We start from the raw sequence: 13,431 nt of genomic DNA, 5'->3' as shown, positions 1-13,431 counted from the left end.
ATTTGACGATCAGATGCCGCTTTTCACCGTGCTCCAGACCCGCGTGATGGCACGCATGTCCTTGGGGTCCTGGGTCTTTTGCGCAAACAGGCGCTCACGGGTCTCGTCATCGGGATAAATAGCGGGATTGTTGCGCACATCGGCATCAAGCAAAGGCGTGGCGGCGGCGTTGCTGTTGGCGTAGTGGATGTAGTCGGTGACGTCGGCCATCACCTGAGGCTTCATCAGGAAGTCGAGAAACTTGTGGGCGTTGGCCACGTGCGGGGCGTCGGCCGGGATGTACATGTTGTCGAACCAGATCAGCGAGCCTTCCTTGGGAATGAAGTAGGACAGGTTGATCTTCAACTTGGCTTCTTCGGCGCGAGCCATGGCGGTGGCGTAGTCGCCGGACCAGGTCATGGCCATGCAGGTGTCACCGTTGGGCAGGCTGGTCAGGTAGTTGACGGAGTCGAACTTGCGGATGTACGGGCGCACCGACAGCAGCAGTTCCTGCGCGGCCTTGAGGTCAGCCGGCGCAGCGCTGCGCGGATCGCGGCCCAGGTATTTGAGGGCCAGGGGGATGACTTCGGTCGGCGCATCCACCAGGGTCACGCCACAGTCGGCGAAGCGTGAGACGATTTTTGGATCGAAGATCATCGCCAGCGACCCGATGGGCGCGTCGGGCATGCGTTCCTTGATCTTGTCGACGTTGTAGGTGATGCCGTTGCTGCCCCAGGTGTAGGGCGCGGAATAGAGATTGCCGGCGTCGAAGCCCTGCATGTCCTCAAGGACTTTGTGATCGAGGTTGGCCCAGCCTGGCAGTAGTTTTTTGTTCAGCGGCTGGAACACCTTGGCTTTGATCAGCGGTGGCGCGAGCGAGGCGTTGAGCACCACCAGGTCGTAACCGGAGTGGCCGGTGAGCAACTTGGCCTGCACGGTTTCATAGGCGTCGAAGGTGTCGTAGATGACTTTGATGCCGGTGGCTTTCTCGAATTCGGCCAGGGTGTTTTCGCCGATATAATCCGCCCAGTTGTAGAGCCTGAGTGTTTTACTGTCGTCCACCTCGGCGGCCTGGCTGTTGTGGGTTGTTATCAGGGAAGCGAGAAACAAGCTGGAAATCACCGTGAGGGCCTTGCGCATAGCAAATTCACCTTATCAAGCGACGTCGGCTCGGGATGAGCAGGTGGATCTACTATTGGCCGGTTTGGCGAGGGGCGCCATACCCCGAATGGGGGTGTGCGTGGTGTTGTTCTTTTTTGGCTGGCCTGTGCGCTCTGGAATGGTGATCCCCCCTGTGGAAGCGGGCTTGCCCGCGATGGGCGGTATCGTGCCCCGCTTTTGATCTTGATCTTCTGTAGGAGCGAGCACGCTCGCGATGGTCGTTAACGATGACGCGGGCTGCCTGGAAGCCCGCGGTGTCTGGGCTACCATCGCGAGCAAGCTCGCTCCTACAGGGGATCGTGCCCCGCTTTTGATCTTGATCTTCTGTAGGAGCGAGCTTGCTCGCGATGGTCGTTAACGATAACGCTGGCTGCCTGGATGCCCGAGGTGTCTGGGCTACCATCGCGAGCAAGCTCGCTCCTACAGGGATCGTGCCCCGCTGTTGATCTTGATCTTCTGTAGGAGCGAGCACGCTCGCGATGGTCGTTAACGATAACGCTGGCTACCTGGATGCCCGCGGTATCTGGGCCACCATCGCGAGCAAGCTGAACTGGCCTAATGATTTTGGACACTTCAATCGGGCGCTATGATAGCGCCCAAATCTGAGGTGTTTGGATATGCGTAAATCCTATTCGAGTGAGTTCAAGCTCAAGGCTGCCAGCATGGTGTTGGATGAAGGTCAGCCGGTTACCGAAGTCTGTGCCAGCCTGGATATCGGCCCCACAGCCCTGCGCCGTTGGGTTGATCAAGTGCAAAAAGAGCGCTTGGGCTCGACTCCGGTGGGGGCCAAGGCGATTACCGCTGATCAACGAGAAATCCAGAGACTCAAAGCTCTGCTCAGAGAGAAAGACCTGGATATCGAAATCCTAAAAAAGGCCAGTGCTCTCCTGCTTTTGGACGCCAAAGATCATTCACGCTGATCGATGAGCTGGGCGAGCAGTACGGCGTTAAAAAGTGTTGCCGGGCGTTTGGGGGCAACCGCAGTAGCTTTTACGCCTGGCGCCAGCGCCAAGGCAGAGCAAATCCTGAACGGGACAAGCTCAAAGCCGCGTTGGTCAGGCACCACAAGGCGTCCAGAGAGTCGGCCGGCGCACGTACTTTGTCCAAGGAGCTACAAGCCAAAGGGCATCGTATCGGGCGTTATATGGCTCGCAGTTTGATGCGCGAAGCTGGCATCGCTAGTCGTCAGCGCCGGCGCCATAAGTACAAGTCGCCGGGTGTGGAGGCCTTGGTGGCGCCGCACGTGCTCAAGCGAAAATTTGATGTGACGGCGGTTAATCAGGTGTGGTGTGGCGACGTGACATACATCAAGGTCGGCAAGCGGTGGATGTACTTCGCCGCCGTTTTGGATCTGTACGCTCGCAGGATCGTAGGGTGGTCGTTTTCGATGATTTCTGATGCCAACCTGACCTGCGAAGCGCTACGCATGGCGGTTGAGCTGCGCGGCCATCCCCAGGATGTGTTGTTTCATTCTGATCAAGGTTGCCAGTACACCAGCCATAAATTCCGAAATGCGCTTGTGAAACATCGGTTCAGGCAAAGTATGAGCCGTAAAGGCGAGTGCTGGGACAATGCCCCGATGGAGCGTTTCTTTGGTAGTTTGAAGTCCGAGTGGGTGCCTGAAACGGGCTACAAACTGGAGCATGAGGCCCGGGCAGATGTGCAGCGCTATGTCTCGCGCTACAACATCAGCAGGCCTCACAGCTATAACGACTACAGGTCGCCGGTCGTGAAGGAAAGATTGGCGGCGTGAACCGTAATCAGTGTCCAAGATTACTTGACCAGTTCAAGCTCGCTCCTACAGGGATCGTGCTCGGCTTTTGATCTTGATCTTCTGTAGGAGCGAGCACGCTCGCGATGGTCGTTAACGATAACGCGGGCTACCTGGATGCCCGCGGTGTCTAAGCTACCATCGCGAGCAAGCTCGCTCCTACAGGGATCGTGCCCCGCTTTTGATCTTGATCTTCTGTAGGAGCGAGCACGCTCGCGATGGTCGTTAACGATAACGCTGGCTACCTGGATGCCCGCGGTGCCTGAGCCACCATCGCGAGCAAGCTCGCTCCTACAGGTTTGCGCTTCAGGCAGGCAAAAAAAGACGCGCAACGAGTTGCGGCTCGTCCACGCGTCAAAACGGGAAGCTTCAGTACAGTTCTTTGTGTACGCGATGGTTGCTCGCCAGGTCGGCGACAAAGGTCTGTGCGTCTTCCTCGCCTAGATGACCGAAGGTCATCGCGATATTGACCAGCGCCGCGTCAATGGCTCGTTCCAGGTTGCTCTTGTTGCCGCACACGTACAGGTGCGCGCCCTGGCTGAGCAAGGCCCATAGGTAGGCGCCGTGTTCGAGCATGGCGTCCTGCACGTAGTACCGTTGCTCGCTGTCCCGCGAGAAGGCGGTGATCAGCACATCGAGCACGCCGTCAGCCTGCCATTTTTCCAGGCGCGGTTGATAAAGGAAGTCCGAATCCCGGCGGCGGTCGCCGAAAATCAGGCAACTTTGCGCCGGGCTGTCCTGTTGCTCGATCTGTTCCAGCAAGGCAATCAGCGGCGCGATGCCCGTGCCGGTGCCGATCATGATCACCGGGTGCTCGACCTGCCGAGGGAGATGGAACGCCGGATTGCTGCGCACGAACACCTGCGCCTCGGGGTGCGGCCCGACCAGATGGCCGGTCGCCGTGCCAGTACGTGCACGGCCGGCCATGTCATAGGCGACCTCACGGATGCACAGGTCAACGTAACCGGCGTGATCATGGGAGGCGATCGAGTAAGCACGCGGCAGAACGTTGGGCAGCCACTCGACCAGATCCTCCACACTCACCTGCCCCGGCTCGCAGAAATCATTAAGCACATCGAGCATGTCCCGGCCATACAGGTAGGCTTCCAGCTCCTTGCGGGCGCTGACCTTGAGCAAACCCTTGAGCGTCTCGTGCTGGCTGACCTTGGCAATGTCGCGCAGCACCGACTTGCTCAACTGGCGCAGCTCTTTGTCCCGCAGCAGCGTGCGGGCGTCTTCACGGCCGAACCATTCGCCCATCTGCTCAAGCAACGGTTCATCGTTGTGCGCCAGCACGTAAAGGTTGTCGCCAGCACGGTACTTGATGCCGCTCCCTTCGATGTCCAGGCGCACTTGCCAGGCGTAAGGCGCCGTGCCGTTGAGCCGGGTCCGCGAGATCACCCGCGCTGGCCAGGTGTCGTTTTCGCCATAGGCGGTGACCTGCAACTGCAAGGTCGTGCCGGCACGCCAGTCACCCCTGAGCACTGCCTCGAGCGTGGCGCACCAGGTGTCGAAGAAGCCCTCGAAATCAGTGTCCGCGTCGACGCGGTTGATCCAGGGTTTCGCCTGCTTTTGCGCAAGCGTGGCGTCGATGAGTTTGCTGAAGCCACAGAAAGTCGGGTAAGCCGTGTCGCCCAGGCCGAAGATGGCGTAAGGCTGATCGATCAATGAGGCGAACTCGTTCAGTTGATCCATGAAGCAATCGGCATTGCCCGGCGGCTCGCCGTCACCGAAGGAGCTGCACACGATGAGCAGCAAGTCCCGCGGGGTCAGGCTGTCGAGTTTCAGCGAGTTGAGATCCTGCACGGCCAGTTCGTACGGCTGCAAGCAAGGCAGACGCAACAGACGTTGCGTCAACCCACGGGCGTTGCCGGACTCCGAGCCATAACCGATCACGATGCGTTCGATCAGAGCTGGCATGGCCACTTACCTGTCGTAGAATTCGTCGAAAGTTTCCTTGGAGAACTCCAGGCCTTCGAAGTCGCTCATCAGGTCGTTGATCACCCGGCGAATGCTGATGTATTCAACGATATTGCCCTGCGCGTCGAACACCGGCTGCACGGTGGTATCGACCACATAGAGGCCACCGCCCTTGCCCACGTTGGGGATCACGCCGGTCCAGATTTCGCCTTTCTTGATGGTGTCCCACATCTGCTTGTACGTGCTTTTAGGCACGGCAGGATGACGCACGACGCTGTGCGGCTGGCCCAGCAGTTCTTCGCTGGTGTAGCCGGTCAGCTTGCAGAACAGATCGTTGACGTAAGTGATGTTGCCCTGCAGGTCGGTGGTGGAGATCACCATGACGTTTTCCAGTGCGCTCAAGACTTTGGCGTTGATGGCTTGCATTGTGTTACCCCTCGATTGATTAAAAATGGCGGCGATGACTGAGAAAAAAGAGGATCCGACCCATGAGCGGATCCCAAAGGAGCTCGGGGATGAAACGCGCAGGTGTCGGGTTCAACTGTCCTGCGACTGCAGGCGCGAACCTTTGCGCGTCACTTGCTGGCCAACGTCGAACTTGGCGTTGGGCGAGCGAACGGTGCTGACTTCGCCCTTGGCGTCTTTCACTTCATAAGCGGTTTCGGTCAGGCCAGCCGCTTCCTGCACCGAGCTGCCGGCGAAGAAACCGGCACCGGCACCGATCAGCGCGCCAATCGGGCCGCCCACGGCGCCGACCATCAACCCGGTTACCACACCAGCACCTTTGCCAGCGGTGGTGTCGGGGACTTCGCGAACCACTTGGTCGGCCATGCTCAACGGGGAAAACAACAGGCAGAGGGTGAAGCTGAACGGGAGAGTACGAGTCATGATCAGTTCCTGCTCGGGTGGGAGTTACTCTAAGCATTCCACTAAACGTGCCAATATTTAATTACTTAATTTTCAAATAGTTATAATAAACAGGTGTCATTGTGACAACACTGGAAACAGGTCATTAGGACTACCGTGTTGTCTTTGTGACTAATTCTCATCCCGCCATTTCTCGACCGGACGAACCCAACTGACCACCGGCAGTAAAAATCAATTGCGAGCAAATATTACATGCGTCATATTATCTACGTAATAAAGCACCGTTCCTCACAGGTATTACTTCATGACCAGCATGCCCAGCCTCGAATCCGATCTTGCTGCCCCGGTGAGTCCACCTCGCCCGCCCCTGCTCAAGCGCTTGATCCTGCTGACACTGGCCACCGCCGCCCTGGTGTTCGCAGGTTTCTTTGCCGTGCACTGGTGGACCGCCGGCCGCTTCATCGAAGAAACCGACGACGCCTACATCGGCGGTGACGTGACGGTGATCGGGCCAAAAGTCGCGGGCTACATCGACGAAGTGCTGGTCACCGACAATCAGAATGTCAAAGCCGGTGACGTGCTCATCCGCCTCGATTCACGCGACTACCGCGCCAATCTGGCCAAGGCCGAAGGCGCGGTTGCCGCTGAAGAAGCGCTGCTGGCCAACCTCGACGCCACGCAGCAACTGCAACAGGCAGTGATTGGCCAGGCCCGCGCCGGCATTGAGGCGGCCGGCGCCGAAACCGCTCGCTCGCGGGACGACAACCAGCGCTACAGAAAACTGGTGGGCAGCAATGCCGTTTCAGTGGAAAGCGCCCAGCGCGCCGACGCGACCTTCAAGACTGCCCAGGCCTTGAGCGCCAAGGCCCAGGCCGAATTGCTCGCCGCGCAACGCCAGTTGAACGTGATCGAAACGCAGAAACAGCAAGCCCGGGCGGCGCTGGTCCAGGCCCGCGCCGAGCGGGACCTGGCACAGCTCAACGTCGGCTATACCGAGCTGCGCGCACCGATCGACGGGGTGATCGGCAATCGCCGTGCGCGGGTCGGGGCTTATGCACAGGCCGGGTCGCAGCAGTTGTCGGTGGTCCCGTCGAGCGGGCTCTGGGTTGATGCGAACTTTAAGGAAGACCAGTTGGCCCACATGGTTCCCGGCCAGCGGGTGGTCATCCGCGCCGACGTGCTCTCCGGGCAGGCCTTCCACGGTCGACTCGACAGCCTCGCCCCCGCCAGCGGCTCGCAGTTCAGCGTGCTGCCGCCGGAAAACGCCACCGGCAACTTCACCAAGATCGTCCAGCGCGTGCCTGTGCGGATCCGCCTCGATCCGGCCGACAGCGTGCTCGGCCACCTGCGCCCCGGCCTCTCGGTGACCGCCGAGGTGGACACTCGCAAGGAACCTGAAAGTGCCGCCGTGGCCAGCGCGCCATGAGCCGCACCCTCGCCGCCCCCGCACAACCGTTCAATGCCGCCGACATGGCAACGGCGACCAAGGTATTCGCGTTCGCCACCATGTGCATCGGCATGTTCATTGCGCTGCTGGACATCCAGATCGTCTCGGCGTCGCTACGCGACATCGGCGGGGGGCTCTCGGCGGGCACCGATGAAACTGCCTGGGTGCAGACCAGTTACCTGATCGCCGAGATCATTGTGATCCCGCTGTCCGGGTGGCTGTCGCGAGTGTTCTCGACCCGCTGGCTGTTTTGCGCCTCCGCCGTGGGGTTCACCCTGGCCAGCCTGCTCTGCGGCGCGGCCTGGAACATCCAGAGCATGATTGCCTTTCGGGCGTTGCAGGGTTTTCTGGGCGGCTCGATGATCCCGCTGGTGTTCACCACGGCGTTCTTTTTCTTCACCGGTAAACAACGGGTCATCGCCGCCGCGACCATCGGCGCCGTGGCGTCATTGGCACCGACCCTGGGCCCGGTCATCGGCGGCTGGATCACGGACGTATCGTCGTGGCACTGGCTCTTCTATATAAACCTCGTGCCCGGCATCTTCGTCGCGGTGGCCGTGCCGATGCTGGTGAAAATCGACCAGCCGGAGCTTTCGCTGCTCAAGGGCGCCGACTATTTGAGCATGCTGTTTCTCGCGCTGTTTCTGGGTTGTCTGGAATACACCCTGGAGGAAGGCCCGCGCTGGAACTGGTTCAGCGACCGCACGATTCTGACCACGGCCTGGATCAGTGGCCTGGCGGGCCTGGCGTTCATTGGCCGGACCCTGCACGTGGCCAATCCGATCGTCGATTTGCGCGCCCTCAAAGACCGCAACTTCGCCCTTGGCTGCTTCTTTTCGTTTGTCACGGGGATTGGTCTGTTTGCCACCATCTACCTGACACCACTGTTTCTCGGTCGGGTGCGTGGCTATGGGGCGCTGGACATTGGACTGGCGGTTTTCTCCACCGGGGTGTTCCAGATCATGGCGATTCCGCTGTATGCCTTTCTGGCCAATCGCGTAGACCTGCGCTGGATCATGATGACCGGTCTTGGGCTGTTCGCCTTGTCGATGTGGGAATTCAGTCCGATCACCCATGACTGGGGTTCTGCCGAGTTGATGTTGCCGCAAGCCCTTCGCGGGATTGCCCAGCAACTGGCGGTGCCGCCCGCCGTCACCCTGACCCTGGGCGGGTTGGCGCCGGCACGGCTCAAGCACGCCTCGGGGCTGTTCAACCTGATGCGCAACCTGGGGGGTGCCATTGGCATCGCCGCCTGCGCGACGATCCTCAATGACCGCACCAACCTGCACTTCACCCGGCTGGCGGAAAACCTCAACAGCAGCAATGAGGCGCTGAACCAATGGCTGTCCCAGGTCGGCAACAATTTCGCCAACCTGGGCCTTGTCGGCGACACGGGCGCCACGGCCAGCCTGCATCAACTCTGGCAGTTGACCTACCGAGAAGCGCAAACGCAAACCTACGGTGACACCTTCCTGCTGATTGGCGCCTGCTTCCTCATTGCCACGGCGATGGTGCCCTTGATGCGCAAGGTGCAACCACCGCCCGCGCCCAGTGCCGACGGGCATTGATGGCCAGGGCAAGCTGCAAGCTCAACGCTTGCAGCTTAGCGTCACGCCTGAGGGGTTTTACGAAAGCCCACCGCCAGGCGATTCCAGCTGTTGATGGTGGAGATCGCCACGGTCAAGTCGACCATTTCCTTGGGACTGAACTGCGCGGCGACGTACTCGTAGACATCATCCGGCGCGTGGGTCTGGCTCAGCTCGGTCAGTGACTCGGTCCACGCCAGCGCAGCGCGTTCGCGGTCGGTGTAGAACGGGGCTTCACGCCAGGCGGTGACACCGAACAAACGACGCGTGGTTTCCCCGGCCTTAAGGGCATCGCTGGTGTGCATATCGATGCAGAACGCGCAGCCATTGATTTGCGAAGCACGCAGCTTGACCAACTCAATCAGGCTCTTTTCCAGTGGCAGCTTCGAAACGGCGCCCTCCAGGGCCATCATGGCTTTGAGTGCATCAGGGGAGGCAGTGTAGAAATCGATACGAGGTTTCATGGTGGGCTCCTGGGAGGTAGTGGGTGCAGCTACGTTAATCCCGCGGGCAGGCTGCGCAAATATCCAATACTCCCGAAGTCGAGGAGGCCATTGGCGCCTGCGAAAAAAATAAAGTCCATCGGCCAATTGCCAGCGGTCACCCTGCGCCACTAGAATGCGATCAATTCTTAATTGCAGTCAGGCCAGCACGCCCGAATCGAGTAGCCGCCTTCCATGCCGTCAACCGAGCACGCTTCGAACCAGCAAATTCACACCCTCTATAGCGAACATCACGGTTGGCTGCAGGGTTGGCTGCATCGGAAACTCGGTAATCGCTGCGATGCTGCCGACCTCGCCCACGATACTTTCCTGCGCCTGCTAACCCGCCAGGTCACCAAGCCACTGGGCAGTGAGCCCCGGGCACTACTGACGCACATCGCCAAAGGCCTGGTCATCGACCGTTGGCGACGCCAGGACCTTGAGCGCGCTTACCTGGAAACCATCGCCCAACTGCCTGCCGCCGAAGTGCCTTCACCGGAAACCCGCCTGCTGATCCTCGAAACCCTGACGCGGATCGAAGCGCTGCTGCGCGAGCTGCCGGCGGTCACCCGCGACACCTTCCTGTTGTCGCAGATCGAAGGCCTGACCTACGTGCAGATCGCTGAGCGCCTGGACGTGTCGCTGATCACCGTCAAACGGCACATGCGCGCCGCCTTCGTTGCCTGCCTGAGTGTCGCCTGATGAACCCGATGATCAACCCGCAAATCCTCGGCGAAGCGGCCGACTGGCTGGTGCAGTTGCACTCTGGCAGCGCCACGCCGTCCGACCACCACGCCATCGCCCAATGGCGCAACCGCAGTGCAGAGCATGCCCAGGCATGGCAGCGTGCTGAAGCCTTGCTCGGGGAATTTCGCAGCGTACCGCCCAACCTGGCCCTGCAAACCCTGCAACGGGCGGCACGCAAGGAAGGCCTCAGCCGTCGGCAGACGCTCGCGCGCCTGGGTCTGTTGCTGATGGCAGGTCCCGTGGGCATCGCCGCGCAACATGTGCCCTGGGAGCAATGGAACCCGGATCAGCGCACGGCCGTGGGCGAACAGAAACAAGTGCAATTGCCGGACGGCAGCCAGTTGCTGCTCAACACCCATTCGTCCGTGAATATCGCCTTCACCCCCCAGGAGCGGCGCATCACGCTGCTGGGCGGCGAGGTGCTGATCAGCACCGCCAGGGACGCGGCCGCCCGCCCCTTCATCGTCGAAACCCCGCAAGCCATTGCCCGGGCGCTGGGCACCCGGTTTTGCGTGCGTACCCACGACTCGCGAAGCCAGGTGTCCGTACTTGACGGCCAGGTGGAGGTCACGCCGCTGTCGTTGTCACAGAGTTCGACCCTCAACGCCGGTGAGCGCCAGGCCTTCCGGTCCGACCGCTTCGACCCGGTGGAACGCTTCGACACCAGCGCCCTGGCCTGGGACAAGGGCATGTTGCTGGCCAACAACATGCGCCTGGATGAATTGCTCACTGAGCTGAGCCGCTACCGTCCCGGCATCCTGCGGTGTCATGCCGATGTCGCCGGGTTGCGGGTGTCGGGAGCGTTTTCCCTGCGTGACACCGACGCCAGCCTGCGCCTGCTCAGCGACACGCTGCCGCTGAAAGTCAGCAGCCTGACCCGCTACTGGATGTCGGTCGAACCCCGGGCCTGAGTGGCCTTCTTTTTTTTCACTGCCTCCTGATACCTTTTTGCGTTTCGTTCGGTGTGTGGATAGACCTTTTCAATTCCACGCGCTCGACAGGAACGCCGAATGACTTCCACGCTACAGCACTGCCCCGCCGAATTCCCGCTCAAGGCCCTGAGTCTGAGCGTCGCACTGGCCTTTACCGCGTTGTTGCCCGTCACCAGCCAGGCCGCCGACAGCGTCAGCGAAAATGCCACCCGCAGTGTCAATATCGCACCGGGCCTGCTCAGCCAGACCCTGGCGCAATTTGCCGTAGCGGTCGGCGTTCCCTTGTCGTTCGATCCGGCACAACTGGGTAACCGCCAGAGTGCCGGTCTGCAGGGGACTTACAGCGCCCAATCGGGTTTCGCGACATTGCTCGAAGGCAGCGGCTTTGAATTGATCAGCACCGGCGGCAACGGTTACACGGTAGCGCCGCGCGTGTCAGCCGACGGCGCCCTGGAACTGGGCGCCACCAACGTAAACGCTGTGCGCGATGACAACGCCGACACCTACGGCGGCGGCCAGGTGGCCAAAGTGGCGCAGGTCGGTATATTCGGCAATCAGGCGCTGAAGGACTTGCCTTTCAGCGTCACCAGCTACACCGCCAAGACCATCGCCGACCAACAGGCCCAGACCATCGGCGACGTGTTGCTCAATGATGCCTCAGTGCGCCAGTCCTCCGGCTTCGGCAACTTTTCACAGGTGTTCATGATTCGCGGCTTGCCGCTGGTGTCCGACGATATTTCCTACAACGGCCTGTACGGTATCCTGCCGAGACAAATCGTTGCGGTTGAAGCCTTGGAGCGGGTCGACCTGTTCAAGGGTCCGAACGCCTTTGTCAACGGCGTCACCCCCAGCGGCAGCGGGATTGGCGGTGGCGTCAACCTGCAACCCAAGCGCGCCAACGATGTACCGACCCGCAGCGTAACCCTCGATTACAGCGCCGATGGCCAGGTCGGCGGGCATCTGGACCTGGGCCAGCGCTTTGGCGAAGACAACCGTTTCGGTGCGCGGGTCAACCTGATGCAACGCGAAGGTGACACCGCCGTCGATGACGAAGACCGGCGCTCGTCGCTGATCAGTGTCGGCCTGGACTATCGCGGCGATCGCCTGCGGCTTTCGGCGGACCTGGGTTACCAGAAACAGGTGATCAACCAGGGCCGTTCGGTGATCTATGTCGACTCGTCCCTGAGCAAGGCCCCCAAGGTGCCTCACGCCAACGCCAGTTACGCGCAGAGCTGGAGCTACTCGCAGCTGGAAGACACCTTCGGCATGGCCCGCGCCGAGTACGACCTCAATGACAACTGGACGGCCTATGTCTCCGGTGGCGCCAAGCACACCCGGGAAAACGGCGTGTATTCGTCGCTGACCGTGACCAACCTCAACGGTGCAGCCAAGGGCGGCATGCTCTACCCGCCCCACGACGAAGACAACAAAAGCCTGATGACCGGCCTCAATGGCCACTTCAACACCGGCCCCGTCAGCCACCAGATGAACTTCGGCCTGGCGGGCATCTGGGGCCAGCAGCGCTCGGCGTTCGAGACCATCGGCGCCGCCTCGCGGTACGACACCAACCTCTATGATGTCACCGACAAACCTCGCCCGGCGGCCACCTCGGTTGCCAGCGACATTTCCGATCCGCGCATCGTCGGCAAGAACACCCTGCGCAGCGCTGCGGTGTCCGACACCCTGGGCTTTCTCGACGATCGCGTGTTGCTGACACTGGGCGTGCGCCGCCAGGCCATGAAAATCGACGGTTGGGCCACCGCCAGCGGCCTGCGCACTTCCAGCTACGAAGAGTCGATCACTACCCCGGTCTACGGCCTGGTGATCAAGCCTTGGGAGCACGTTTCGTTCTACGCCAACCGCATCGAAGGCCTGGCCAAGGGCCCGACACCACCGACCACCGCCATCAACCGCGACGAAACCTTCGCCCCGGTACGCAGCAAGCAGGTCGAAGCCGGTGTGCGCCTGGACATGGACAGCTACGGCGCCAGCCTGGGTGTGTACCGCATCGAACAGCCGGCGAGCTACACCCAGAGCGGCATCTTCCGGGTCGACGGTGAACAGGTGAACAAGGGGGTGGAACTCAACCTCTACGGCGAACCCCTCGATGGCTTGCGCCTGCTCAGCGGTGCCACCCTGATGAAAACCGAAATCGAAGGCAGTGCCAACGGCGTCAATGACGGCAACCGCGCGGTCGGCGTGCCACGCTTCCAGTTCAACGTTGGCGCCGTCTGGGACGTGCCTGGCATCGAAGGTGCAGCGCTCAGCGCACGGATGTTGCGCACTGGCGGGCAATATCTGAACGCCGCCAATACCCAGAGCATCCCGGCGTGGAACCGCTTTGATGTCGGCTCGCGATATGCGTTCAAGTTCGACGACAAGGAAATCACCTTGCGCGCCAACCTGGAGAACGTTGCGAACAAGGCCTACTGGGCCTCGGCCTATGGGGGTTACCTGACACAGGGCACGCCGCGGACGCTGAAGGTGTCGGCGACGGTGGATTTTTGAACTGACATCGGGTGGATGCCATCGCGAGCAG

Annotated in this window: 11 protein-coding genes; 6 read left to right on the top strand and 5 right to left on the bottom strand. The window is 60.9% G+C overall.

Annotation, left to right across the window (positions count from 1 at the left end):
• Positions 1–9: 9 nt before the first annotated feature.
• Positions 10–1,119, bottom strand: coding sequence for a polyamine ABC transporter substrate-binding protein (locus AB4O36_RS05545; RefSeq protein ID WP_460122306.1), 1,110 nt, complete (start codon positions 1,117–1,119; stop codon positions 10–12).
• A gap of 638 nt (positions 1,120–1,757) precedes the next feature.
• Between AB4O36_RS05545 and AB4O36_RS05540 the strand changes: the two genes are divergently transcribed.
• Positions 1,758–2,893 (top strand): IS3 family transposase gene (locus AB4O36_RS05540; protein WP_460140388.1). Its coding sequence is split into 2 segments (ribosomal slippage): positions 1,758–2,007 and positions 2,007–2,893, totalling 1,137 coding nucleotides; the frame shifts between segments, so codons are not numbered across the junction.
• A 387-nt stretch (positions 2,894–3,280) separates the two neighbouring features.
• Here the strand turns inward: AB4O36_RS05540 and AB4O36_RS05535 are convergent.
• From AB4O36_RS05535 to AB4O36_RS05525, 3 genes are all read right to left on the bottom strand, one after another.
• Entirely contained in the window at positions 3,281–4,831 is a 1,551-nt protein-coding gene (locus tag AB4O36_RS05535; RefSeq protein ID WP_460141197.1) for a diflavin oxidoreductase, read from the bottom strand.
• Between the two features lie 6 nt (positions 4,832–4,837).
• A complete protein-coding gene (locus tag AB4O36_RS05530; RefSeq protein ID WP_460122302.1) occupies positions 4,838–5,257 on the bottom strand; it encodes a PAS domain-containing protein in 420 nt (139 codons plus the stop codon).
• Positions 5,258–5,368: 111 nt separating this feature from the next.
• Positions 5,369–5,719 (bottom strand): hypothetical protein, encoded by a 351-nt coding sequence (locus AB4O36_RS05525; RefSeq protein WP_460122300.1) that lies wholly within the window; start codon positions 5,717–5,719, stop codon positions 5,369–5,371.
• A 283-nt stretch (positions 5,720–6,002) separates the two neighbouring features.
• Between AB4O36_RS05525 and AB4O36_RS05520 the strand changes: the two genes are divergently transcribed.
• Positions 6,003–7,124 carry an HlyD family secretion protein gene (locus AB4O36_RS05520; protein WP_460141196.1) on the top strand — a complete coding sequence of 374 codons (1,122 nt, stop codon included), beginning with the start codon at positions 6,003–6,005 and terminating at the stop codon, positions 7,122–7,124.
• On the top strand, positions 7,121–8,713 hold the full coding sequence (locus AB4O36_RS05515) for a DHA2 family efflux MFS transporter permease subunit (RefSeq protein WP_460122296.1): 1,593 nt from the start codon (positions 7,121–7,123) through the stop codon (positions 8,711–8,713). Before AB4O36_RS05520 ends, AB4O36_RS05515 begins: the two co-directional genes overlap by 4 nt.
• Before the next feature lie 41 nt (positions 8,714–8,754).
• On the opposite strand, the gene AB4O36_RS05510 is transcribed toward AB4O36_RS05515, so the two are convergent.
• Complete coding sequence (locus tag AB4O36_RS05510; RefSeq protein WP_460122294.1) at positions 8,755–9,195, bottom strand: carboxymuconolactone decarboxylase family protein; 441 nt, start codon at positions 9,193–9,195, stop codon at positions 8,755–8,757.
• Positions 9,196–9,408: 213 nt separating this feature from the next.
• On the opposite strand from AB4O36_RS05510, the gene AB4O36_RS05505 reads away from it, so the two are divergent.
• The 3 genes from AB4O36_RS05505 (at position 9,409) to AB4O36_RS05495 (ending at position 13,400) form a co-directional block, all read left to right on the top strand.
• A complete protein-coding gene (locus AB4O36_RS05505; protein ID WP_460122292.1) occupies positions 9,409–9,915 on the top strand; it encodes a sigma-70 family RNA polymerase sigma factor in 507 nt (168 codons plus the stop codon).
• Positions 9,915–10,871, top strand: coding sequence for a FecR domain-containing protein (locus AB4O36_RS05500; protein WP_460122290.1), 957 nt, complete (start codon positions 9,915–9,917; stop codon positions 10,869–10,871). The genes AB4O36_RS05505 and AB4O36_RS05500 overlap by 1 nt, the downstream gene beginning before the upstream one ends.
• Before the next feature lie 99 nt (positions 10,872–10,970).
• Entirely contained in the window at positions 10,971–13,400 is a 2,430-nt protein-coding gene (locus tag AB4O36_RS05495; RefSeq protein WP_460141195.1) for a TonB-dependent siderophore receptor, read from the top strand.
• Positions 13,401–13,431: the final 31 nt, after the last annotated feature.

Source organism: Pseudomonas sp. S2_E01 (genome assembly GCF_054668365.1).
Note: the sequence above shows the minus strand (reverse complement) of the source record. Positions and strands in the feature narration are given on the sequence as shown.